The sequence below is a fragment of the Mycobacterium ostraviense genome (assembly GCF_002705925.1).
Taxonomy (GTDB): Bacteria; Actinomycetota; Actinomycetes; order Mycobacteriales; family Mycobacteriaceae; genus Mycobacterium; species Mycobacterium ostraviense.
In genome coordinates this window covers 1,312,651-1,335,831 of sequence record NZ_NKRE01000001.1, presented here as the reverse complement: position 1 = coordinate 1,335,831, position 23,181 = coordinate 1,312,651, and the positions used below count along the sequence as shown (strand labels likewise).

Annotated in this window: 18 protein-coding genes and 2 pseudogenes; 11 read left to right on the top strand and 9 right to left on the bottom strand. The window is 66.3% G+C overall.

What is annotated here, in order from left to right:
* Genes CDN38_RS05855 through CDN38_RS05845 form a run of 3 tightly spaced genes read left to right on the top strand, consistent with a single transcriptional unit; the run spans position 1 to position 2,557 of the window.
* Positions 1–1,491, top strand: a complete 1,491-nt coding sequence (locus tag CDN38_RS05855) for an MCE family protein (RefSeq protein WP_075509408.1) — start codon at positions 1–3, stop codon at positions 1,489–1,491.
* Entirely contained in the window at positions 1,461–2,003 is a 543-nt protein-coding gene (locus tag CDN38_RS05850) for an Rv1363c family protein (protein ID WP_075509409.1), read from the top strand. The genes CDN38_RS05855 and CDN38_RS05850 overlap by 31 nt, the downstream gene beginning before the upstream one ends.
* Positions 2,000–2,557 carry an Rv1363c family protein gene (locus CDN38_RS05845; protein WP_075509410.1) on the top strand — a complete coding sequence of 186 codons (558 nt, stop codon included), beginning with the start codon at positions 2,000–2,002 and terminating at the stop codon, positions 2,555–2,557. Before CDN38_RS05850 ends, CDN38_RS05845 begins: the two co-directional genes overlap by 4 nt.
* Before the next feature lie 2 nt (positions 2,558–2,559).
* On the opposite strand, the gene CDN38_RS05840 is transcribed toward CDN38_RS05845, so the two are convergent.
* A complete protein-coding gene (locus CDN38_RS05840) occupies positions 2,560–4,827 on the bottom strand; it encodes a carbon starvation CstA family protein (protein ID WP_099318847.1) in 2,268 nt (755 codons plus the stop codon).
* Between the two features lie 81 nt (positions 4,828–4,908).
* On the opposite strand from CDN38_RS05840, the gene CDN38_RS05835 reads away from it, so the two are divergent.
* The gene (locus CDN38_RS05835) at positions 4,909–6,186 is read left to right on the top strand and encodes an ATP-binding protein (RefSeq protein ID WP_075509412.1); all 1,278 of its coding nucleotides are present in this window, start codon (positions 4,909–4,911) and stop codon (positions 6,184–6,186) included.
* 57 nt (positions 6,187–6,243) lie between these two features.
* Here CDN38_RS05835 and CDN38_RS05830 read toward each other — a convergent pair whose 3' ends face one another.
* Positions 6,244–7,773, bottom strand: coding sequence for an ATP-dependent DNA ligase (locus tag CDN38_RS05830; RefSeq protein WP_075509413.1), 1,530 nt, complete (start codon positions 7,771–7,773; stop codon positions 6,244–6,246).
* A gap of 111 nt (positions 7,774–7,884) precedes the next feature.
* Here CDN38_RS05830 and CDN38_RS05825 point away from each other — a divergent pair, with 111 nt between their 5' ends.
* Together CDN38_RS05825 and CDN38_RS05820 are read left to right on the top strand one after the other, a co-directional pair.
* Positions 7,885–8,652, top strand: a complete 768-nt coding sequence (locus CDN38_RS05825; protein WP_075509414.1) for an SDR family NAD(P)-dependent oxidoreductase — start codon at positions 7,885–7,887, stop codon at positions 8,650–8,652.
* A gap of 103 nt (positions 8,653–8,755) precedes the next feature.
* Positions 8,756–10,921, top strand: a complete 2,166-nt coding sequence (locus tag CDN38_RS05820) for an acyl-CoA dehydrogenase family protein (RefSeq protein ID WP_075509415.1) — start codon at positions 8,756–8,758, stop codon at positions 10,919–10,921.
* A gap of 112 nt (positions 10,922–11,033) precedes the next feature.
* On the opposite strand, the gene CDN38_RS05815 is transcribed toward CDN38_RS05820, so the two are convergent.
* Complete coding sequence (locus CDN38_RS05815) at positions 11,034–11,372, bottom strand: Zn-ribbon domain-containing OB-fold protein (protein WP_075509460.1); 339 nt, start codon at positions 11,370–11,372, stop codon at positions 11,034–11,036.
* 56 nt (positions 11,373–11,428) lie between these two features.
* Here CDN38_RS05815 and CDN38_RS05810 point away from each other — a divergent pair, with 56 nt between their 5' ends.
* From CDN38_RS05810 to CDN38_RS05800, 3 genes are all read left to right on the top strand, one after another.
* Positions 11,429–12,622, top strand: a complete 1,194-nt coding sequence (locus CDN38_RS05810; RefSeq protein ID WP_075509461.1) for a thiolase family protein — start codon at positions 11,429–11,431, stop codon at positions 12,620–12,622.
* A gap of 22 nt (positions 12,623–12,644) precedes the next feature.
* Positions 12,645–14,102, top strand: coding sequence for a FadR/GntR family transcriptional regulator (locus CDN38_RS05805; RefSeq protein ID WP_075509416.1), 1,458 nt, complete (start codon positions 12,645–12,647; stop codon positions 14,100–14,102).
* 110 nt (positions 14,103–14,212) lie between these two features.
* On the top strand, positions 14,213–15,181 hold the full coding sequence (locus CDN38_RS05800; RefSeq protein WP_075509417.1) for a sensor histidine kinase: 969 nt from the start codon (positions 14,213–14,215) through the stop codon (positions 15,179–15,181).
* A gap of 586 nt (positions 15,182–15,767) precedes the next feature.
* Here the strand turns inward: CDN38_RS05800 and CDN38_RS29285 are convergent.
* Together CDN38_RS29285 and CDN38_RS05790 are read right to left on the bottom strand one after the other, a co-directional pair.
* Positions 15,768–15,911, bottom strand: coding sequence for a hypothetical protein (locus CDN38_RS29285; RefSeq protein ID WP_180276291.1), 144 nt, complete (start codon positions 15,909–15,911; stop codon positions 15,768–15,770).
* A gap of 382 nt (positions 15,912–16,293) precedes the next feature.
* A complete protein-coding gene (locus CDN38_RS05790; RefSeq protein ID WP_075509419.1) occupies positions 16,294–17,784 on the bottom strand; it encodes a cytochrome P450 in 1,491 nt (496 codons plus the stop codon).
* A 107-nt stretch (positions 17,785–17,891) separates the two neighbouring features.
* Here CDN38_RS05790 and CDN38_RS05785 point away from each other — a divergent pair, with 107 nt between their 5' ends.
* Both CDN38_RS05785 and CDN38_RS05780 read left to right on the top strand, forming a co-directional pair.
* Complete coding sequence (locus tag CDN38_RS05785) at positions 17,892–18,539, top strand: TetR/AcrR family transcriptional regulator (protein ID WP_075509420.1); 648 nt, start codon at positions 17,892–17,894, stop codon at positions 18,537–18,539.
* A 21-nt stretch (positions 18,540–18,560) separates the two neighbouring features.
* Complete coding sequence (locus CDN38_RS05780; RefSeq protein ID WP_075509421.1) at positions 18,561–19,424, top strand: SDR family oxidoreductase; 864 nt, start codon at positions 18,561–18,563, stop codon at positions 19,422–19,424.
* A gap of 5 nt (positions 19,425–19,429) precedes the next feature.
* Here the strand turns inward: CDN38_RS05780 and CDN38_RS05775 are convergent, their stop codons facing one another.
* From CDN38_RS05775 to CDN38_RS05760, 4 genes and pseudogenes are all read right to left on the bottom strand, one after another.
* Positions 19,430–19,792, bottom strand: a complete 363-nt coding sequence (locus tag CDN38_RS05775) for a hypothetical protein (RefSeq protein ID WP_075509422.1) — start codon at positions 19,790–19,792, stop codon at positions 19,430–19,432.
* Positions 19,785–20,036 (bottom strand): annotated as a pseudogene (locus CDN38_RS32860) (pentapeptide repeat-containing protein); the annotation flags it as partial. The pseudogene CDN38_RS32860 and the gene CDN38_RS05775, both read right to left, overlap by 8 nt.
* Positions 20,037–20,669: 633 nt before the next feature.
* Positions 20,670–21,870, bottom strand: a pseudogene (locus CDN38_RS32855) (PPE family protein); the annotation flags it as partial.
* 272 nt (positions 21,871–22,142) lie between these two features.
* On the bottom strand, positions 22,143–23,174 hold the full coding sequence (locus CDN38_RS05760; RefSeq protein ID WP_075509425.1) for a DNA polymerase IV: 1,032 nt from the start codon (positions 23,172–23,174) through the stop codon (positions 22,143–22,145).
* Positions 23,175–23,181 lie beyond the last annotated feature (7 nt).

The following is a 23,181-nucleotide window of genomic DNA, read 5'->3' as shown; positions in this document are numbered from 1 at the left end:
ATGCCGCCGTTGTCGAGACGAATCCTCGTCCAACTGGTCATCTTCGTGATCGTCGCGCTGGTCGGCGGCGCCGTGATGATCTTCAACTACATCCAGCTGCCGGCGATGTTCGGGGTCGGGCGCTACCGGGTCACCGTGCAGCTGCCGCAGGCCGCCGGCCTGTACCCCAGCGGCAACGTCACCTATCGCGGAACCGAAGTCGGCAGGATAGAAAGCGTGCGGCTCACCGATACCGGTGTCGCGGTGGTGCTTTCGCTCAAGTCGGGTGTCGACATCCCCTCCGATGTCGATGCCCAGGTGCACAGTCAGTCAGCGGTGGGTGAGCAGTATGTCACGCTGCTGCCGCGCCGGGATTCCCCACCGCTCAAGGACGGGGATGTTATTCCGGCCGAACGCGTTTCGGTGCCACCGGATCTGGACACGTTGCTGGATACGGTGAACCGGGGCATGATGTCGATCCCGCGCGACAGCCTGAAGACGACGGTCGACGAGGCCTATACCGCGGTCGGGGGCCTCGGGCCGGATATCGCCCGGCTGGTCACCGGAGCCGGTTCGCTGTCCATTGAAGCGCGCAGGAACCTGGGTCCGTTGCTCACCCTGATCGACCAGTCCAAGCCCGTGCTGGATGCGCAGGCCGACTCGCCGGACGCGGTACAACTGTGGGCCGCGCATCTGGCCGACCTCAGCCGGGGGCTGCAGCGCAACGACGCCGCCGTCCGCAGCGTGCTGCAACAAGCGGGCCCGGCCGCCGCGGAAGTCCGGCAGTTGTTCGACCGGGTCAACCCGACACTGCCGGTGCTGCTGTCCAACCTGATCGGAGTCGGTCAGGTGGCGGTCACCTATCACCCCGCCATCGAGCAGTTGCTGGTGCTGCTGCCCCAAGCGGTGGCCACCATCCAGGCGATCGGTGTGCCCAACCGCAACACCAAGCAGGGTTACAAAGGCGTCTTCCTCAGCTTCAACATGCGACTCAACCTGCCGCCGCCGTGCACCACCGGCTACCTGCCGGCCCAGCAGCGCCGAGTGCCGTCCTGGGAGGACTACCCCGACCGCCCCGCCGGGGACCTGTACTGCCGGGTGCCGCAGGACTCGCCGAACAACGTTCGCGGCGTTCGCAATACGCCGTGCGTCGGCCAGCCCGGCAAACGCGCGCCGACGGTCGCGATGTGTGAGAGCGACGAAAGCTATGTTCCGCTCAACGACGGCTACAACTGGAAGGGCGATCCGAACGCCACCCTGTCGGGCCAGCCCGTTCCGCAGCTGCCACCCGGCACACCGCCCGCACCGGGCGCCCCGGCACCGGCCCCACCACCGGGCACACCGCCCGCACCGGCACCGGCCCCACCGCCGTTTCCGATAGCTGCCGCCGAATACGACCCGGCTACCGGTACCTACCTCGGCCCGGACGGGCAGGTCTACACCCAATCCGATCTGGCTGCGGCCGGCGGGAAGGAGCGCACATGGCAGTCGATGTTGCTGCCCCCGAATTGAGCGAGTCGGCCGAGGCGCCGCCCAGCGGTCGGGGTACCGATCGGCCGGCGGTGCTGGCCGTGCTGGTGGTGGTGCTTGCGTTGGCCACCCTGGTTGCTTTCTTGGGATTCCGGGTCCATCAGTCGCAGCAGACCGAGCAGCGGAGCAGGCTGTTTCTGCAGGCCGGTCGCCAGGGGGCGCTGAACCTCACCACGATCGACTTCCACCAGGCCAACGCCGACGTGCAACGCATCCTGGATGGGGCAACGGGCCAGCTCTACGACAACTTCGCCAAGCGATCACAGCCGTACATCGACGTCGTGGTGCGGACCCAGTCGAAATCCGTCGGCACGGTCACGGAAGCGGCGCTGGAATCGCCGTCCGGCGACCACGCGCAGGTGCTGGTTGCCGTGACCGTGAAAACCTCGAACATCTATGCGCCCCAAGAGGAATCGCGATCCTGGCGGATGCGGCTGTGGGTGCAGCGGGTGGGCGCGCAGGCCAAGGTGTCCAACGTGGAGTTCGTGCCGTGACTACGCCACCGCCGGTAACCGCCGAATCCGACACCGCGACCACCGCCGAAGCCACCGCGGATGGCGCCCGCCGACTCCGGTGGCCGCGGCTGCTGGCCGTCGGTGTGCTGCCGGGCCTGGCGTTGTCGCTAGCGCTGGCGGCCGGTTTCCTGAAGTGGCAATGCTCGTCGGCCCCGGAAGGCACCGGCCGCATCGAGGTGATCCAGGCGGCGCGGACCGCGACGGTCGAGCTGCTGTCCTACCGGCCCGACACGGCCGAGCGCGACCTGGGCGCCGCACGTGACCGGCTGACCGGCCACTTCAAAGAGGAATACACGTCGCTGACCCGCGACGTGGTCATCCCCGGCGCCACGCGGAAACAGATTTCGGCGGTTGCCACCGTACCGGCCGCGGCGGCGGTGTCGGCCCAGCCCAACCACGGGGTGGTACTGCTGTTCGTCAACCAGACCACGATTGTGGGCACCGAAGCGCCCACCTACACCGCATCCAGCGTCCGGGTGACGTTGGACAAGATCGGCGGGCGCTGGCTGATCTCCGGGTTCGACCCGGTCTGAGGTCAATGCTTCCGAGTACCAAGGGGTTTCGTGGTAGACCCGGGCAGCTCGTTCCATCTTCGTTGCAGCTCGCGTTCCGCGGCCGTCGGAATGAGGCCAGCGGGCGCGAACAGCTTCGACGGCACCGGCTCATCCTCGGCCAACGGCCGGCCCGTCCCACGAATTGTCTTGAGCGTCACGATAACCCCGGTGACGAACACCACGACGACGACCGTCGCGAAGACGATCGACAGGGTGCCCTGCACAAAGGTGTTTCTGATGACGTCGTCGAGCTGGTCGGCATTGGCCGCCGAACCGAACGCTGTCTTGCCCGCGTTTCTGGCCGCCAGATACTGATAGTGCTGAGTCCAGTAGCCGACCGCCGGGTCGGCGGAAAACACCTTCTGCCACGACGCCGTCAGCGTGACGGCCAGATCCCACAGCAACGGCACCCCGGGTATCCAGGCCCACTTCAGGTGGCCCTTCTTGATGACCACGACGGTGATCACCGTCAGCGAGATCGCCGCCAGCAACTGGTTGGCAATGCCGTACAGCGGGAACAGCGTGTTGATGCCACCGAGCGGATCGGTGACGCCGAGCAGCAGAATACTGCCCCACGCGGCGACCATCGCCAGGCTGCACACCCAAACCCCCGGGCGCCAGCTGGGATTCTGCAGTTTGCGCAGCGGCCCACCGATGTTGCTCAGCGCGTCGGAGACCAGGAAACGTGCGGCGCGGGTGCCGGCGTCGACGGTGGTCAGGATGAAGAGCGCCTCGAACATGATCGCGAAGTGGTACCAGAATGCCTTGAGATTCGGGCCGGCGAACACGTGGTGCAGCATTTCGGACATGCCGAAGGCCAGCGTCGGCGCCCCGCCGGTGCGGGACACGATCGAGCGCTCGCCCACGCTGGCGGCGGCCTGACTGATCTGCTCCGCGGTAGCCGGGTTCCCCCGCAAGCCGAGCCCGTTGACGTACTGGGCGGCGCTGGCCGGGGTGCCGCCGGTCTGGGCGGCCGGGGCGTTGAGCACGAAGTACAGATGCTGATCCAGAATCGACGCGGTGAGCAGCGCGATGACCGCCACGAACGACTCGGTGATCATGCCGCCGTAGCCGATCAGGCGCATCTGGCCTTCCTTCTCTAGCATTTTCGGCGTCGTTCCCGAGCAGATCAGCGAGTGGAATCCGGACAGTGCCCCGCACGCGATGGTGACGAACAAGAAAGGGAACAGCGAACCAGCGAACACCGGTCCGTTGCCGGCGCCGGCGAACCGCGACACGGCCGGAGCCATCATGACCGGCCGGACCACGCACACGGCCGCGGCCAGCAGTGCGATGGTGCCCACCTTCATGAACGTCGACAGGTAATCGCGCGGCGCGAGCAGCAACCACACCGGCAGCACCGACGCCGCAAAGCCGTAGAGAATGAGCAGCCACGACAGGGTGACCGGCGAGAGGCTGAACCAGTCTGCGCCCCAGGATGTTTGGGCGACCCAATCGCCGGACACGACGGCGAGCAACAGTAGCCCCACCCCGATCATCGACACTTCCGCCACCCGCCCCGGCCGCAGGAACCGCAGATAACAGCCCATGAACAGGGCGATGGGGATGGTCATGGCAATCGAGAACACACCCCACGGGCTTTGCGCAAGAGCGCGCACCACCACCAGTGCCAGCACGGCGATGACGATCACGATGATGACCGGTACCCCGATGAGGGCGGCCACGCCGGCGGTGGCGCCGAGTTCGTCGCGAACCATCTGCCCCAGGGAACGGCCGCGGCGCCGGGTGGAGATCCACAACACTAGGTAGTCGTGCACACAGCCGGCGAACACCGCTCCGAGCACGATCCACAGCGTGCTGGGCAGATAGCCCATCTGGGCCGCCAGCACCGGACCCACCAGCGGCCCGGCCCCGGCGATGGCGGCGAAATGGTGGCCGAACAGTACCCGCCGATCGGTCGGTACATAGTCCATACCGTCGTGCAGGAGCTCGGCGGGGGTGGCATGATCATCGCGGGGGCGGACGATCTTCGTCTCGATCAACCGGGCATAGAACCGGAACGCGATGACGTAGGTGCAGCCCGCGGCGACCACCAGCCACACGGCATTGACGGTTTCGCCGCGGACCACCGCGAGGATCGCCCAGGCGAGCGCACCGATCACGGCAACGACGGCGATGAAGATCTTGTGCTTCACCGTGATCGGGGAGCGGTCGACGACGGCGACGGGCGGCAGGTCGGCGTCGGTGCGGATGTAGCTGACGTCGCCGGCCACCGGCCCTCCCTCAATGGTGCACGCTCAGGTGTTCCCGGTGATCCTTGCATTACCACGGTGCTGTGCGCAGCCCGGCAACAGGCATACCGTTGGGTGATGCCGTTATGGCGATTGCGTGACTACGACGACGACGATCTGGACCAGGCGATCCAGGTGTGGGATCAAAGCCGTACGCCGGGATCACCGGAGCCGGTTTTCACTGTCGCCGAGGTGATGGCGGCCGCTCGGGCGGGCCAGCCCGCGGTCGTCGCCGAGGTCGGTGACGAGTTGGTCGGTATGGCCGTCGCCCGGACCGACGGTGAGCGGGCCTGGATCCTGCTGATCGCGCTGGCAGCACGCTGGCGGCAGCGAGGTATCGGCAGTGCGCTGCTGGCCGATCTGGAGCGCCGGCTGCGGTCGGCCGGGGTGCGCAAGATCTGCACGGTGCTGCCCGCCGGTGCGACGGGATCGGCGGCGCTGGACAACTCGGGCTATACCCGTCGCGACGGTTTGGTGTACTACGAGACCGTCGAACTGCTGCGGCCGGACCAGGCCAATGTGCTCGCCGAGCTGGGCGGGCGGCTGCTGCCGCCGGGGTTGTGGCAGGACCTGGCCGGGATGGAACAGGAGAAACAGATCATCGAGCAGCGGATCATCGCCCCGCTGGCCCACCCCGAGATCGCCGACCGTTACGGCGTGCGCCCACCCAAGGCGGTGATCCTCTTCGGGCCACCGGGGACGGGGAAAACCAGTTTTGCCAAAGGGATTTCGTCGAGGCTCGGCTGGCCCTTCGTCGAGCTGTTCCCGTCGCGGCTGGCGGCCGCGGCGCCGGGCGGTCTGGCGGCATCCCTTCGGGAAGTGTTCGCAGAACTCGACGAACTCGACGAACTGGTGCTGTTCATCGACGAGGTCGAGGAGATCGCGGTGGCGCGCGCCGGTGCCAGCACCGTCGAAACCGGTGTCACCAACGAACTGCTGAAACTCATCCCGTCGTTCCGCGAGCACGACGGGCGGCTGCTGGTCTGCGCCACCAATTCCGTGCACTCGTTGGACTCGGCGTTCCTGCGGCCGGGACGCTTCGACTACGTCATACCGGTCGGCCCGCCGGACCGGCCGGCGCGCCTGGCGGTGTGGAAACGCTATCTGGGCCAAGATAACTCGGGCATCGACATCGACCGGCTGGTCGAGGCCACCGAGCTGTTCACCCCGGCCGACATCGAGTTCGCCGCCCGTAAGGGAGCGCAGGTGGCCTTCGATCGTGAGATGGCGCATGGCCGCGGGGAGCCGGCGACCACCGAGGACTATCTCACCGCGATCGGCGAGGTCCGGCCGACGTTGACGACGGGGATGCTGGCCGAATTCACCGAAGACAGAGCGCGATTCGCCAGGCTATAGCCGGGCGAGTGTGAATCTGGCGACGCGTCACCGGCGTGGCGGGCTGTTGCGGCTTGCTCAGTACAGCGCGCGCACCGTGTCGATGGTGTCGGCGTCGGCGGGGCCCTTGTCGTCTCGATAACGCAGCACCCGGGCAAACCGCAACGCCACTCCGCCTGGATAACGCGACGACCCCTGTACCCCGTCCACCGCCACCTCGACCACCTGCTCGGGGCGCAGCGCGACGACATACCCGTCCGTACCGCCGATGGCCAGCTCGGTGAACCGGGCGGTCTGCCAGTCCAGCATGGCGTCGGTCATCCCCTTGAAGGTCTTGCCCACCATGACGTATCTGCCACTGGCCGGATCCCGTGCGCCCAGGTGAATGTTGGACAGTTTTCCGCGTCGGCGGCCCGAACCCCACTCCACGGCCAGCACCACCAGATCCAGCGTGTGCACCGGCTTGACCTTGAGCCATCCGGCGCCGCGACGCCCGGCCTGGTACGGCGCTCCTGGCGCCTTGGCCATCACGCCTTCATGACCGGCGGCCAGTGTCGCGTCCAGAAAGGCGGCCGCGGCAGCCGCATCGGACGTGATCAGCCGGTCCACCCGGTGCCTGACGGGCACGACGGCATCCAGGACGGCTAGCCGTTCGGTGGTCGGCGCGTCGAGCAGGTCGTCGCCGTCACGATGCAAGATGTCGAAGAAAAACACCGAAAGCGGCTGGGTTGCACGGGCGGCCGCTACCTCGACCGATCGACCGAACCGGGACGCGGTGACCTGGAAGCGATGCGGACGGTGGTCGGGTCGCAACGCGATCGCCTCACCGTCGGCGACCAGTTCGCGCACCGGCAGCGCCAGCGTTGCCTCCACTACCTCGGGCAGCCGGGCGGTGACGTCGTCGAGGCTTCGGGTGTAGACGGTGACGTCGTTACCGGCACGGTGAATCTGCACTCGGGCGCCGTCCAGCTTGGCTTCGAATATCGTTGTGCCGTCGTGACGTTCGAGTGCGTCGGTCACACCGGTCGCGGTCTGCGCCAGCATCGGGCCCACCGGCCGGCCCACCCGTAGGGTGAACGCGTCGAGCGCCGCCGCCCCGCCGGTCAGGCCTGCGGCGGCGACGGCCGGCAGATCCCCGCCCAGCATGGCGGCGCGCTGCACCACGCCAGTGGGGATCGCCGCCGCCTTGGCGACGGCGTCGGTCATGATCCCGGTCAGCGCACCCTGGCGTAGCTCGCCGCCGAGCAGCCGCAGCAAAAAGGTCTGCTCGGATTCGGTTGCGGCCGAGAATAACTCGAAGACCAACTGCGCACGCCGTGCCTGCGAGCCGCTACCCGAGGTGGCGCCGATCTCGGAGAAAGCCGCGTCGACGCCCGCGACGGTCAGCGTCGCATGCCCGGCCGGCGGCGGCAGCGACCTCAACGACGCCCAGCCGACGCCGATGTGTCGCTGTGGCAATTCGCCGGAGAGCCACGCCACAAGGACCGCCACCAGCTCGGGGTCGGGTGCGGCGCGGCGAAGCAGGTCGGCGATGCGTTCGACCTTGCTCAGCCGCGACGAGGTGGCGCCCACGTCGAGTGAGGTAGTGGCCACGTCGAAAAGGAGCACGGTTCAGCTTGGCATGACTCGCCGGCAACCGTTTCGCGCCGACACGCTAGCGTGCCTAGATAGCGTTACAGATTGCCAGAATTCTGACAAGCCACTACAGGGAGGTCCGGGATGGAGATCAGCGGCAAGAAGGTCGTCGTCATCGGCGGTGCGTCGGGGATGGGTCGGGCCACCGCCGAGTTGCTGGCTCAACGTGGCGCGCATGTCGCGGTGCTCGACCGCGAGAACTCCGACGGCAAGGCCGTTGCCGAGGGGCTCGGCGGCGCGTTCTACCCGGTCGACGTCACCGACTTCACCGGAACCGAAGAGACCTTGCACACGGCGGTCGACAACCTCGGCGGCCTGCATGTCGCGGTGACGACCGCGGGCGGCGGCATCGCCAAGCGGACCCTGACCAAATCCGGCCCCCACGACCTCGAATCCTTCCAGTCGGTCATCGATCTCAACCTCATCGCCACCTTCAATATCAGCCGGCTGGCGGCCGCGCACATGGCCAAGAACGACCCGGAAGACCCCGAAACAGGAGAGCGCGGCGTCATCATCAACACCGCATCCATCGCGGCCTTCGAGGGCCAGATCGGGCAGGTCGCCTACACCGCCGCCAAGGCCGCGATCGCCGGCATGTGCCTGACCATGGCCCGTGACCTGGGGTCGATGGGAATCCGGGTGCTGGCCATCGCGCCGAGCCTGTTCCTGACCGGGCTGACCGCCATGGTTCCCCACGAGATGGCGGCCCAGCTGGTCAAAGACGCGGCCTTCCCGAAGCGGATGGGCCGGCCCATCGAGTACGCAAAGCTGGCGGCGGCCATCGTGGACAACCCGATGCTCAATGGCCAGTGCATCCGCCTGGACGCCGGCCAGCGGTTCGCGCCCAAGTAACCAACCGAGCCGGCCGGGCCCGCGCCGGGCATTGAGTACACTCTTTAGAAAATCAGCTGGACCCGCGACGGCGCGGGCCGCGCAGTGCCGCGAGGAGGCCCTGATGGGTATCGCACTCACCGACGACCACCGCGAACTCGCCGAGGTAGCCCGCGGGTTTCTGACGGCCCAGAAGGCCCGCTGGGCAGCGCGGTCACTGCTCGACGCGGCCGAGGAACAGCGACCGCCCTTTTGGCCGCAGCTGGTCGAACTCGGCTGGCTGGGTCTGCACATCGACGAAGAGCACGGCGGCTCCGGCTACGGGTTGCCCGAACTCGTGGTAGTGATCGAAGAACTCGGCCGCGCGGTGGCGCCGGGACCGTTCGTGCCCACCGTCATCGCGTCGGCGGTGATCGCCAACGAGGGCACCGCCGAGCAGAAAGCCCGGCTGCTGCCGGGCCTGATCGACGGAACCGTCACCGCCGGCGTCGGTCTCGACAGCCGGGTGCAGGTCACCGATGGCGTCGCCGACGGCGAGGCGGGCGTGGTCCTGGGTGCCGGGCTGGCTGATCTGCTGCTGGTGACGGCCGGCGACGACGTGCTGGTCCTCGACCGCGGCCGGGCGGGTGTGTCGATAGACGTGCCGGAAAACCTCGATCCCACCCGGCGTTCCGGGCGCGTTCGGCTGACCCAAGTGAGCGTCAACGCCGACGACATCGTGGCGGGAGCACGCGAATCGGCGCTGGCGCGGGCCCGGACGTTGCTGGCCGCCGAGGCGGTCGGCGGCGCGGCCGACTGCGTCGACGCCGCCGTCGGCTACGCCAAGGTGCGTCAGCAATTCGGCCGCACCATCGCGACTTTCCAAGCGGTCAAACATCATTGCGCCAACATGTTGGTGGCGGTGGAGTCCGGCATTGCCGCGGTGTGGGATGCCGCCCGCGCGGCATCCGAAGATGAAGAACAGTTCCGTCTGATCGCGGCGGTGGCCGCGGCGCTGGCGTTTCCGGCCTATGCGCGCAACGCCGAGCTCAATATCCAGGTGCACGGCGGCATCGGGTTCACCTGGGAGCACGACGCCCATCTGCACCTGCGCCGGGCACTGGTGACCGCTGGATTGTTGGGTGGAGACGCGCCGGCCCGCGATGTTTTCGATCGCACCGCGGCCGGGGACACCCGCGCCAACAGCCTGGACCTGCCGCCCGAGGCCGAAGAGTTGCGCACCCGGATCCGCGCCGACGCCGCCGAGATCGCGGCTCTGGACAAGAAGGCGCAACTGGACAAGCTGATCGAGACCGGGTACGTGATGCCGCACTGGCCCAAACCGTGGGGCCGCGCCGCGGATGCGGTAGAGCAGTTGGTGATCGAGGAGGAGTTCGGCAAGGCCGGCATCAAACGCCCGGACTACTCGATCACTGGCTGGGTGATCCTGACCCTGATCCAGCATGGAACACCTTGGCAAATCGAAAGATTCGTGGAGAAGGCGCTGCGGCAGGAAGAAATCTGGTGCCAGTTGTTCTCCGAGCCCGACGCCGGCTCGGACGCGGCGTCGGTCAAGACCCGCGCCACCCGGGTGGACGGCGGCTGGAAGATCAACGGGCAGAAGGTGTGGACCAGCGGGGCCCAGTATTGCGCCCGTGGCCTGGCCACCGTGCGCACCGACCCCGACGTCCCCAAGCACGCCGGCATCACCACGGTGATCATCGACATGAAATCGCCCGGCGTCGAGGTGCGCCCGCTGCGACAGATCACCGGCGGCTCGGAATTCAACGAGGTGTTCTTCAACGACGTGTTCGTTCCCGACGAGGACGTCGTCGGAGCGCCCAACTCCGGGTGGACGGTCGCGCGGGCGACGCTGGGCAACGAGCGAGTCAGCATCGGCGGCAGTGGGTCCTTCTACGAAGGGCTGGCAGCCAAACTGGTGCAGCTGGCCCAACGGAGAGCAGATCGGTTGGCGGGAGCCGAGGTTCGGGTCGGATACTTCCTGTCCGAAGATCACGCGCTACGGCTGCTGAACCTGCGTCGTGCGGCGCGCAGCGTCGAAGGTGCCGGCCCGGGACCGGAAGGCAATGTCACCAAGCTGAAGCTGGCCGAGCACATGATCGAAGGCGCCGCCCTCTCGGCGGCGCTGCTGGGACCCGAGATCGCGCTGCTCGACGGTCCCGGTGCGGTGGTCGGCCGGATGGTCATGGGCGCGCGCGGCATGGCGATCGCGGGGGGTACCTCCGAGGTGACCCGCAACCAGATCGCCGAGCGGATTCTGGGCATGCCGCGCGATCCGTTGATCAACTAGGGTTCGGCGAGCAGCAGCTCGCGTGGGCGAGCAGACGCAAAATCGCACCAAATTCGCGGATTTGGGCGATTTTGCGTCTGCTCGCAAGCGGGAGGTGCCCCCAGCTCGCGGCCTAGGCGCGGGGCTCGAACAGCGGGGCACCGCCGGAACCCTGCTCCGGCATGACCTGAACCGGCATTCCGCAGGTCACCGAATCCGGTTCACACCCAACGATATTGGCGGCAACACGTAGCCCACTCTGTTCGCTGAGTTCCACCAACGCAATCACATAGGGGGTCGGTATCTCCGGGTTGTACGGGTGATAGTTGACCGTGTAGGTGAACACCGTGCCGCGCCCGGACACCGGTCGTGGCACCAGCGGCCCGCCGCAGCCTCGGCATTCACCGGTCGCCGGATGCACCCATCGTGCGCAGTGGTCACAGTGCTCGATGAGCAGCGGCTGGCCAGACACGACCAATACAGTACACTCTATTGATTCGTGTACACGCGGGCTACCGGACGGTGCAGGTGAAGTATTTCGAGAAAGACGCGATCTTATCCGGCATCGGCATTTCGCGTATCGGCCGGCGCACCGGCATCCCGGGGCTCGAGTTGACCATGGAAGCGGTGCGGGCCGCTATCGACGACGCCGGTCTGGTCGCCGCCGACATCGATGGCATCGCGACCCTGGGCGACACCCCCGCTGCCGAGGTCAACGCCGAGCTGCGGATCGACGCCGGGGATTGCGGATCCGGCTTCGGCACGGGCGGTTTGCTGAGTCCGGTGATGTCAGCGTGCCGGGCGGTGGCCGAGCGGCGCGCCCGGCATGTGGTGGTCTACCGGACCATCCAGATGCTGGGCGGCACCGTCCCGGTGAAACCGCAAGACGATGCACCGGCCCCGCCGTTGGCGCTGATGCTGGACCTCCCGGAAGGCACCCCGCGGCCCGCCGTCGGGCCGATGGACGACATCACCGATCTGATTGCCGCACACGCCTATTCAGCGGCGAACTGGCTGGCGCTGAATTGCCGCCGGCACATGGAGCTCTACGGAACCACCAAGGAGCAGTTGGGCTGGGTTGCCCTCAATGGCCGGCGCAACGCAGCGCTGAATCCGCTGGCGGTCTACCGCGAACCGATGACGATGGCCGACTATCTGGGCGCGCGGCCGGTGTCGACGCCATTCGGGCTGCTGGATTGCGATGTGCCCATTGACGGCTCCATCGCGGTGGTGGTCTCGAGCGCCGGGTATGCCCGCGATTGCCCGCACCGGGCCGTGGCAGTCGAGGCGATCGGTGGATCCTACGGCGCCGGCGGGTGGTTTCATCGCGACGACTATCCCAAGATGGCGATGTCGGACGCGGCGGCGCAGATGTGGTCGCGGACCGAACTGACACCGGCCGACCTGGACGTCGCCCAGCTGTACGACGGCTTTACGTTCCTGACCCTTGCCTGGCTGGAGGCGCTGGGTAGCTGCGCCGACGGCGACGCCGGCCCGTTCGTCGAGGGCGGGGCGCGGATCGCCCGTGACGGCGAGCTGCCGTTGAACACCTACGGGGGCCAACTTTCGGCGGGGCGCATGCACGGCTACTGGGCGTTGCACGAGGGATGTCTGCAGTTGCGCGGCGAGGCGGGGGAGCGGCAGGTGGCTCAGCGCCCGGAGGTCGGCGTGGTGTCGGTGGGCGGCGGTCCGGTGGCGGGATGCATGCTGCTGACATGCTGAATCTCATTGTGGGGCAGCTCCATTGAGTGTAGAGCCACCGGCAGCCCGGACCGACAAGCGAGCCGCGCAGATTGCCCGCTGCATCGAGACCGAGGTCGTCCGCCGCGGCTGGCCAGTCGGGGCGTCGCTGGGCTCGGAAGGCGCTCTGCAAAAGCGATACGGCGCCAGCCGATCGGTGCTGCGCGAAGCCGTTCGGCTCGTCGAGCACCATCAGGTGGCGCGGATGCGCCGCGGACCCAACGGCGGCCTGCTCGTCTGTGCACCCGATGCCGGACCGGCGACCCGCGCGGTCGTCATCTATCTCGAATACCGGGGCACTACCCTGGATGACCTGCTCGAGGCGCGTCTGGTGCTCGAGCCGCTGGCCGCCGCTCTTGCCGCCGAACAGATCGACGAAGCCGGAATCGAGCGGCTGCGGGCGGTGTTGGGTGCGGAGCAGCAGCAGCCGGGGTTGCCCGCCGCGCGCGACGAGTTCCATGTGGCGGTCGCACGGCAATCGAAAAACCCTGTCCTACAGCTGTTTATCGAAGTCTCGATGCGACTGACCAGGCGCTACGCGCTGTCCTCGCGGACCGACTCGGCGACCGAGGCGCTGGAGGCGCTGGACCGGCTGTACCACGACCATTCGGGAATCGCCGCGGCAGTCACCGCCGGAGATTCCGCGCGCGCCAAGGCGCTCAGCGAGCGGCACGTGCAGGCGGTGACCGCCTGGCTGCAGCGGCATCAGCGCGGTGATAGGTCAGGGGCACGGCCCCGGCAGGTACGGCGGCTGGACCCCGAGGCGCCCCGCGGCAAGCTCGCCGAAGTGCTGGCCGCCGCGATCGCCGACGACATCGCCGCCAGCGGTTGGCAGGTCGACGCGGTTTTCGGAACCGAGGCTGCGCTGCTGGAACGTTATCGCGTGAGCCGCGCGGTGCTGCGGGAAGCGGTGCGGCTGCTGGAATACCACACGATCGCCCACATGCGCCGAGGACCCGGCGGTGGGCTGGTCGTCACTCGGCCCCAGGCGCAGGCCAGCATCGACACCATCGCGCTGTACCTGCAGTACCGCAAGCCGAGTCGTGAAGACCTACGCTGCGTGGGGGATGCGATCGAGATCGCCAACGTGGCGAAAGTCGCGCAGCTTCGTAACGAGCCCGAGGTGGCGGCCATGCTCGACACGCTGGACCCGTCCACGGATTTCGCCGCCGACGAGGCAGCAGGCGAAATGCGTAAGGCCGTGGCCGAGGAATTCCGGTTCCATATCGGCCTGGCTCAGCTGGCCGGCAACGCGCTGCTGGAGCTGTTTCTGCGGATAATCGCCGAACTTTTTCGCCGGCACTGGTCCAGCACCGGAGGGCAGCCACCGACCGCAGCCGACGTCGCCGCCGTCGAACACGCCCACCTGCGGATTCTGCAGGCGATCCGCGCCGGCGACGACAGCCTGGCCCGCTACCGCATCCGTCGCCATCTGGACGCGGCGACGACGTGGTGGCTGTAGAACTCGGTCGAGCCAAATTCGCGCATAATCAACACCCCTGGCGGGTACATGCTTACCTGAACGAAAAGCCGGTCCAGCACGGGTGCCGGCGCAGGGGCGGGAGCGCTGACATGACGACTGGCACGGAAACCGAGCGACGAGGCTTCGTGCATTCCGCGCTGCTGTACCACTCCCAGCGGGAGTATCTGGATTTCGTCGGACGCTTCGTCGCCGACGGGTTGGCGCTCGGGGAGCCGGTTCTGGTCGCGGTACCAGCGGACCGGCTGGCAGTGCTGCGCAGCGAACTGGGTGCCCGCGGTACCGCTACAGCGGAGCTGCGCATGATCGATATCTCCCGCGCCGCACGCAATCCGGGCCGATTCCTGGCCACAGCGAGTTCCTTCGCGGCCAAATACGCCGATCGGCGGGTGCGGATCGTCAGCCAACTCGTCTGGCCCGGCCGCACCGCGGACGAGTGTGTGGCGTGTATGCAGCACGAGGCATTGGTCAACCGGGCGTTCGCACCGCACAGCGTGATGGGGTTGTGTCTCTACGACGCCGAGCGGCTCGACGACGAATTGCTGGCGGACGCCCGTGCCACCCATCCGTTGTTGTGGAAATGCGGGTCGGCTTATCACAGTGCCGATTACGCCCCGGATGAGACGTTGGCGCGCTGCAATCAGCCGCTACCGCGTAACCCGGGCGCTGTGACCTACTTGGTGCGCGAAAGCACCGACCTGCGGCGTGCGCGTTCGTTCGCCGTGGACTACGCCGGATGGGTCGGACTGTCGCAAGACGGCCTGGAGGATTTGCGATTGATCACCACCGAGCTGGCCACCAACAGCCTGCAATATGCCGACGGGGCATGCCAGCTTGCCTTCTGGCGGCATGATGAGCATCTGGTCTGCGAGGCGCGCGACGGCGGACGGTTCGATCAGCCGCTCGTTGGACGTGAATTCCCGGGCACCAGCGCAACCGCCAGCCGCGGGCTGTTTTTGGTCAACGCCATGGCGGATTTGGTGCGTACCCACACCACGGCAAACGGCACCACCATTCAGGCATACCTTCGGCTCAAGCCGTCGGCGGCTTCCGTGGGCTAACGAGGTCCGCCCGCGGCGCTACGATCGCAGCCATTGGGCGTCGAACCTATCCCAACGACCCGCTCGGATTCGGCACCGCCGGAATCGTACATGTGGTGGTCTTGCAGTTATCGGTGCTGTTGCAGCTCACCGCCGCGGTGGCTGCAAACGCCGCGATCAGCGCCGCAACGACTATCCGAACTACCCGGGACCCTTTGCTTTTTGCACTCATCGGCCGTGCCTTTCAATTGCTGCTGTGCAGATATGTGAATTCCGACGATGACTGTCTGCAGATGTTATGCCGTCGCTGCGCGCGGCGGGCTGTTTTGCCCTAAATGGTTTTGGCTTGCCGCAAAAATCAAACTCGCCCGGAGCGATCTTGAGGGATATGGGCCGGGGAAAGTATCCGGCGCCTTGCCTTCGACTATCCGCGCCGAGCATGATGCGACTGGTCCGCGTGCGCTTCAGCTGCTCGTCAGTTATCGAACGCGAAGTGCCCCACCGGCGTATGTCGCAAACTGTCGCCGAGATCCGGATTCTCGGCTGGTCGAATCTGTAATTGCCGGTACGCGTGGCGGCGTGATCGAAACCCCGGCGCGGGCCAACCCTACTGTGGCACCACGCTCGAAATGGGGTTGACAGGCTCGCGCTCAGCGGCGCACCCGGCCGCCAGCACCGCGAATGCCGCGGCCAGTACTACGACCACCGTCTTGACCGCCTGCACCGTCCTGCTGGTCTCTTTTGCCCTCATCGACCGTGCCTTTCGTTTGCTGGACCGCACCCGTAGTTGGCGATTCCGCCGCATCAGATGCTATCGCCAAAGCACCCAACAGCGTGGTGTTTTTAGGAGGTTGAGCAATGGAATCCGCTGGCGGAGGCGCACCCTTGGCCGCAGTCGGGTGCGCTTGATGCGGAAAGCGTCCGGCAAGGCCGCGACTCAGCCCGGCATTGTTGGCGTAGAAGGGCTTCGACGCGACCGCGCAGCGCCCGATCACCGGTCGCTCACGGCCACCCGGCTGCGTCGGCGTGGCCGCGTCGACAGGCTGCTCGCCCCATGACCGCGACCAGACACACAATCGCACACCAGCGGCTCGCCGCGTGCGATTGTGTGTCTGCTCGCCGGCCTCAGGCGATCACAGCGGGCGCAGGACTATGGGCATGCCGTCCTTGGGGACCGGCATGCCGCCGTAGTCCCAACTCGCGTGGTAATCCGGCCGCGGCAGCTCCAGCCGGTAGCGGCGCAGCAATCGGTGCAAGATCGTCTTGATCTCCAATTGGCCGAACACCATCCCAAGGCACTTGTGTGCGCCGCCGCCGAAGGGCGTGAACGCGTAGCGGTGTCGTTTGTGCTCGTTGCGGGGCTCGGTGAATCTCTCCGGGTCGAATGTCATTGGCTCGGTCCAAAATTCAGGCAGGCGGTGATTCAAGCCGGGAAACGCGATGACGTTGGTGCCCTTGGGCAGGTAGTAGCCCAGCAATTCGGCATCGCGAACGGTCTGCCGCATCGCCCACTGGACCGGCGTCACCAACCGGATCGACTCGTTCATCACCAGGTCGAGAGATTCCAGCTTCTCCAGCGATTCGATGTCCAGCGGCCCGTCGCCGAGGCGGTCCGATTCATCGCGGCAGCGCTGCTGCCACTCCGGGTGAGCCGCCAAGTGGTAGGCCATCGTGGTGGCCGTCGACGTCGAGGTGTCGTGGGCGGCCATCATCAAGAAGATCATGTGGTTGACGATGTCCTCGTCGGAGAACCGGTTGCCGTCCTCGTCCTCGGTCTGACACAACACCGTCAGCAGGTCATTGCCTTCATTTCCACGGCGTTCCTTGACCCGCTCCGCGAAATAGTGCTCGAGCAGTTCCCGGGCCTTGAGCCCCCGCCACCAGGTGAACGGCGGCACGCTGGCGCGGATGACGGCGTTGCCGGCGCGGGTCGTCGTCGTGAACGCCTTGTTCACCTTGGTGACCAGCTCATGGTCGGTGCCGGGTTCGTGGCCCATGAACACCATCGAGGCGATATTGAGGGTGAGTTCTTTCATCGCCGGATAGAGAAGGAAGCGCGCATCGTTGATCACCCAGTCCTCGGCGATCACCTTCGATACCACCTGGTCCATCTGCTCGACGTAACCGACCAACCGGGACCGGACGAACGCCTCCTGCATGATCCGCCGGTGAAACATGTGCTCCTCGAAGTCGAGCAGCATCAGCCCGCGCCGGAAGAACGGCCCGATCACCGGGACCCAGCCCCGCTGCGAGTAGTCCTTGTTGCGGTTGGAATAGATGACCTGAGCGGCGTCCGGGCCCAAAGCCGCGACGAACGGCAAGACCGGCGAGTCACCGTAGATGACGGGCCCCTTGGTGTTGTAGAGGAACATCAGATAGTCCGGTCCGCCGCGCAGCATCTCGATCATGTGTCCGATGATCGGCAGCCCAGCGTCACCCACGACCGGCTTGAGCCCGCTGCCCGGCGGCGGGTCGGCCAGCTTCTTCTCCGGAAATTGCGTGTTCAGCAGCCAACGCTCCACCAGCCCCATGCCGGGAAAGTTGTTGAACGACGGGGTCAGCCGGCGCTGGGCCTGGTCAAGGAGATATGCCGGGGTGCTGATCGTCGCCCTGCTGGTGGCCATGACGCTCCTTACCGGTTGTGGCGGCCATCACTACATAAATCCATCCTTCGAACGAACTTGACGACTGTCAAGTTTTCTTTTCGCGCGGGTTGGTGCAAGGTCAGGATGTGAGTGAGCACGCCCCCGACCAGCAAGCTGTGCCGGCATTGCGGCGGCGTGGCGACAAACATCGGCAAGCGATCCTGCAGGCGGTGCGAGAACTACTGCAGGAGCGGCCGTTCGCGGAATTGTCGGTCAGCACTATCAGCAACCGGGCCGGGGTAGCCCGCTCCGGCTTCTACTTCTACTTCGACTCCAAATACGCGGTGCTGGCCCAGATACTGGCGGAGGCAGCCGAAGAACTCGAAGAACTCACGCAGTATTTCGCCCCCCGTCAACCGGGCGAGTCGCCGCAGCAATTCGCCGAACGCATGGTCGGCAGCGCCGCCATTGTGTATGCGCACAACGACCCGGTGATGATGGCCTGTAATGCTGCCCGCCACACCGACATCGAGATCCGCGAGATCCTCGAGCAACAGTTCGAGGTGGTGCTGCGCGAGATCGTCGGCGTCGTCGAGGCCGAAATGCGAGCCGGCACCGCCAACCCGATCAGTGACGACCTACCGACATTGATTCGTACCCTGGCGGGCACCACCGCGCTCGTGCTGACCGGCGACCCGCTGCTGGTCAGGCGCGACAGCGACCCCGACCGCCGGGTGCGGGTGCTCGAACAGATGTGGCTCAACGCGCTTTGGGGCGGTGCCCCCAAGGCCTGAGCCGCCGGTATCGTCACCGCCATGGCGCAACCGCGGTATTACGCAGGGAAACGGTGCCTGGTCACCGGTGCGGCCAGCGGCATCGGCCGTGCCACCGCATTGCGGCTCGCGGCGCAAGGTGCCGAACTCTATCTGACTGACCGCGACACCGACGGCTTGACGCAGACCGTGTCCGATGCGGGTGCGCTCGGCGCGCAGGTGCCCGAGCATCGGGTTCTCGATATCTCCGACTACGCCCAGGTGGCCGCGTTCGCGGCGGACGTCCATGCCGGCCACCCCAGCATGGACGTTGTGCTCAACATCGCCGGCGTCTCGGCGTGGGGGACTGTCGACCGGCTGACCCACGACCAGTGGAGCAGGATGGTCGCGATCAACCTGATGGGCCCCATCCACGTGATCGAGACATTTGTTCCGGCGATGGTCGCGGCCGGCCGGGGCGGGCATCTGGTCAACGTGTCCTCGGCGGCCGGGCTGGTCGCGTTGCCCTGGCATGCGGCTTACAGCGCGAGCAAGTACGGCCTACGCGGGCTTTCGGAGGTGCTGCGCTTCGATCTCGCACGGCATCGCATCGGGGTGTCGGTCGTGGTGCCGGGCGCGGTGCGGACACCGCTGGTCAACACGGTCGAGATCGCCGGCGTGGACCGCGACAACCCACAGGTCAAGCGTTGGATCGACCGCTTCAGCGGCCACGCCATCTCGCCGGAAAGGGCTGCCGAAAAGATCCTGGCCGGGGTGGCGAAGAACCGGTACCTGATCTACACGTCACCGGATATCCGCGCGCTGTACGCGTTCAAGCGGCTGGCGTGGTGGCCCTACAGCGTGGTGATGCGCCAGGTCAACGCCATCTTCACCCGCGCGCTGCGGCCCCGCCCGGCGCCGCGCTGACCTGGTTACTGGCCGGTGCCGCTGAGCAAGAAGCCGGCGAGTCTGCTGCCGACATTGCCGACGCCGGAGAGGAACGCGCCGGTCAACCCTGCGGTGCTGCTGTTGTACCAGCCGCTGACGATACTGCCGATGTTTCCCACGCCCGAGGCCAGTTGGCCGAAGTTTTCCAGTCCGGAGAGAAAGCGCCCACCTTCGTTGGAGAACCCGGAAACAAATTGACCCGCGTTGAAGAATCCCGAGCCGCCGCCCGGGCCGCTGTTGAAGAAGCCCGATGAGGGATTAACGGTGGAGTTGCCGACCCCAGGTGCCGCGGGAATGTGGAGGATCGGGACTGAGATGGGGCCCACGCTGTTGATGATTTCAGCCAAACCCGATGTTGTAGTCCCCGGTGTTGCCGAAGCCGATGTTACCGACGCCGGTATTGCCGAAACCCAGGTTGGAATCGCCCAGGTTACCGAATCCAAAGTTGTTGTCCCCAAAGTTGGCGAAGCCAAAGTTTGCGATGCCATGATTTGCATCGCCGATGTTGAAGTCGCCGATGTTTCTATTGCCCAGGTTGAAGCTACCAAGATTCGCACTGCCGAAATTAAGACCACCTCCGTTGGCGTAGCCGAAGTTGAACGTCGATGCGCCCCTGCTGTTGTGGAAGATGCCCGAAAGGCGGGCTGCCGACATTGGCTCAATCCCGAATTCAAGGCCCGGAATTCGAGGTCGAGATTGCTGGTTCTCGAAGCCGGAGATGGAGTTGCCGAAGTTGTGGATACCCGATTGCAGCAGGCCGGCGTTCAGCAACCCTGAACTGCCCAGGTTGCGGGTGAAATTGAAGAAGCCCGAGGTGTCGGGTCCGAAGTTGCCGAACCCTGAGATACCCCCTCGGCCGCTATTCAAAAAGCCTGACGAGGGCGCGTCGGTCGAGTTTCCGAAACCCGGTGCCGCCGGAATATTGATGATCGGTATGTTGATACGGCCGACACCCCCGGCCACAAAAACGCCTAGTCTCGTTTCTGGGCTTCCCACGGTAATCGAGATGAACGGGCCCGTTACTCTGGTGGGAGGCATTTGTATCGGACCGACAGTGCCGCTCAGAGCGGGAAAGTCTATCGGAATTGCGGGAATCTTGAACGGTGTTAATACGATTTCGGTGATGCGACCCTCGACAGGAATATGCAACGGAACACTCAACGGTAGATTTATCGGAATTTCTGGAATCGTCATGGTGTAGGAGAACCCAGCATTTGCTGCGCCGTCGCCCCTGGCGAAGAAGCCGTTGTTCATGTCGCCAATGTTGAAGGCGCCGGTGTTGAGATCGCCGGTGTTGGCCCAGCCGGTGTTGATGTTGCCCGTGTTGTAGGACCCCGTGTTGGTGTCGCCCGGGTTGAACTCGCCCGTGTTGAAGTTGCCGACGTTGTAGTTGCCGGTGTTGTAATTACCGACGTTGCCGATGCCGGTGTTGACGATGCCGGCGTTGTAGAAATCGGTGTTCGCCCTACCGGAATTACCGAAGCCGTTGTTGAACGAGCCGGAATTGCCGAGACCCCAGTTCCCGATCCCGCCGTTTCCGATTCCGGTGTTGCCGAAGCCGATGTTGAAGCTGCCGTTGTTGCCGAATCCGAAATTGTTGCCGCCCAGATTGCCGAGGCCGACGTTGAAGCTGCCCAGATTGCCCGAGCCCAGGTTGAAGCTGCCCAGGTTGCCCGAGCCGACGTTGAGGTTGCCGACGTTGCCGTTGCCCTGGTTGAGATCACCGAGGTTGGCGTTTCCGAAATTCAGGCCGCCAAAGTTGGCGAAGCCGATATTGAAGATGCTCGACACGCCAGGGTGGCAGCAGCCCGGCAGGCGCGGCAACGGCTGCCGCCGGGGCCGCGCTCGCGCCGGCAGCTATCGAGTTGCCAACGTTTACCAGGCCCAGAGCCTGGCCCGCCAGGCTCTGCAGCGGGCGGGCGAAAGGCCGCAACGCGGTGGCGACCGTGGAAGCCGTGGAATGGTAGCCAAGCATCGCGGCGACGTCTTGTGCCCACCTCTGCTCGTACTGGGCCTCGGCTGTGGCGATTGCCGGGGCATTCTGGCCGAAGAGGTTCGACCACACCAGCCGCAGCAGTGAAGAGCGGTTGGCTGCGACCAACGCCTGATGCACCATCTCGGTGCGCACCGCCTCGTAGACGTCGACCGCAATTTTCACGTGTCCGGCCGCTTGCTCGGCTTGGGCCGCCGCCGACTGCAGCCACGCCACATAGGGCGCCGCCGCGGCCGCCATCGCCGCCGCGGCCGCACTCTGCCACGACCCATGCGCCAGACCAGACGCCACCGACCCGAACGAGGCCGCCGCTATGCGCAACTCCGCGGCCAGCCCGTCCCAGGCTGTCGCCGCCAGCAGCATCGGGCCCGCACCGGCACCGGCGAAGATCTGCGCGGAATTGATCTCCGGTGGCAGTACCAAGAAATTCATGCGGCCGTCCTCCGTCAAGCGGTGTTTCCTCGTGCGCCCGTCAGAACGGGCGCCGTCGGGTTGCCCAGCCCAAGTCCCAACCGCATCCCGACCGGCCGTGACGCTCACCGCACGGTGAACCGTGGACCATGAGGACCCGTCGGGCGAGGTTGTCCACTCGTGAGCAGATTGTTGTCAGGACCGACTGTGCCCGGCCATGCTTCGGCAAGCCTTCGCGAATCGTGAAATGCCCAGTTCGCGGTCGCTTATGTCGGCGCCGCGGCCGGGCGAGGTTAGGCGGGCATCTGGAGTTCGAGGCGCACGCCGAGTAGCCGTACCGGGCGGTCCAGCTCGAACAAGTTCAGGATCCGCAGGGCGGCGGCGATGACGACGTCGGCGTCGGTGCTGGGCGCATCGAGCTTGCGGACTTTGGTGCGGGTGTAGAACGTCGCGGTGCGTACGACAACGGCCACCCGGGTGACGAGCCGCCCCGAGGCCACCACCTCGTCGAGTGCCTTGCGGGCCAATTCCCTTACCGCTGACTCCATTTCGGTTCGCTCGGTGAGGTCTTCCGGAAAGGTGACGACGTGGCTGCGGGAGCGCGGAACCCAGGGGGTAGCGGTGACTTCGGTGTCGCCGCCTCCCTTGGCGAGCAGCAGCAGCCACAGCCCCGTTCTCGGGCCGAACGCCGACGTCAGCTCCTCGGCGTCGGCGTCGGCGAGTTCTCTGACCGTGGTGATATCAAGGGCCGCAAGCTTTTTCGCCGTCTTCGGACCCACGCCCCAGAGCGCGTCGACCGAACGTTCGGCCATCAGTGCCATCCAGTTGGTGTCGGTGAGCGCAAAGATGCCGGCCGGTTTCGCGAAGCCGGTGGCGACTTTGGCGCGTTGCTTGTTGTCACTGATGCCGATCGAGCAGGACAGTTGGGTCTCGGAGAAGACCACAGCGCGGATCTGTTCGGCGACGTCGATGGGATCCCCGGCGGCCACACCCACATACGCCTCGTCCCAGCCCCACACCTCAACCGGATGACCCAGGGCGCGCAACAACGCCATCACCTGGTCGGAGGCCGAATCATAGGCGGGCGGATCCAACGCCAGAAATACGGCGCCGGGGCAGCGGCGGGCGGCCGCACGTAACGGCATTCCGGCCCGCACGCCGAACTCGCGAGCCTCATAGGAAGCGCAGGTGACTACCTTGCGGGGTTCGGTGGGATCGCCGTTGCCGCCGATGATGACCGGCAGCCCGGCCAGTTCGGGATGGCGGCGCCGCTCTACCGACGCCTGAAACTGGTCGAGGTCGACGTGCAGTATCCATCGCGGCATCGGGATC

Excerpts from the sequence above, each read along its gene's own strand:
- CDN38_RS29285 (WP_180276291.1), bottom strand. The coding sequence starts at position 15,911 with ATGAGGGCAAAAGAGACCAGCAGGACGGTGCAGGCGGTCAAGACGGTG.
- CDN38_RS05820 (WP_075509415.1), top strand. The coding sequence starts at position 8,756 with ATGGGTATCGCACTCACCGACGACCACCGCGAACTCGCCGAGGTAGCC.
- CDN38_RS05780 (WP_075509421.1), top strand. The coding sequence starts at position 18,561 with ATGGCGCAACCGCGGTATTACGCAGGGAAACGGTGCCTGGTCACCGGT.
- CDN38_RS05850 (WP_075509409.1), top strand. The coding sequence starts at position 1,461 with ATGGCAGTCGATGTTGCTGCCCCCGAATTGAGCGAGTCGGCCGAGGCG.
- CDN38_RS05855 (WP_075509408.1), top strand. The coding sequence starts at position 1 with ATGCCGCCGTTGTCGAGACGAATCCTCGTCCAACTGGTCATCTTCGTG.
- CDN38_RS05760 (WP_075509425.1), bottom strand. The coding sequence starts at position 23,174 with ATGCCGCGATGGATACTGCACGTCGACCTCGACCAGTTTCAGGCGTCG.
- CDN38_RS05825 (WP_075509414.1), top strand. The coding sequence starts at position 7,885 with ATGGAGATCAGCGGCAAGAAGGTCGTCGTCATCGGCGGTGCGTCGGGG.
- CDN38_RS05835 (WP_075509412.1), top strand. The coding sequence starts at position 4,909 with ATGCCGTTATGGCGATTGCGTGACTACGACGACGACGATCTGGACCAG.
- CDN38_RS05800 (WP_075509417.1), top strand. The coding sequence starts at position 14,213 with ATGACGACTGGCACGGAAACCGAGCGACGAGGCTTCGTGCATTCCGCG.
- CDN38_RS05790 (WP_075509419.1), bottom strand. The coding sequence starts at position 17,784 with ATGGCCACCAGCAGGGCGACGATCAGCACCCCGGCATATCTCCTTGAC.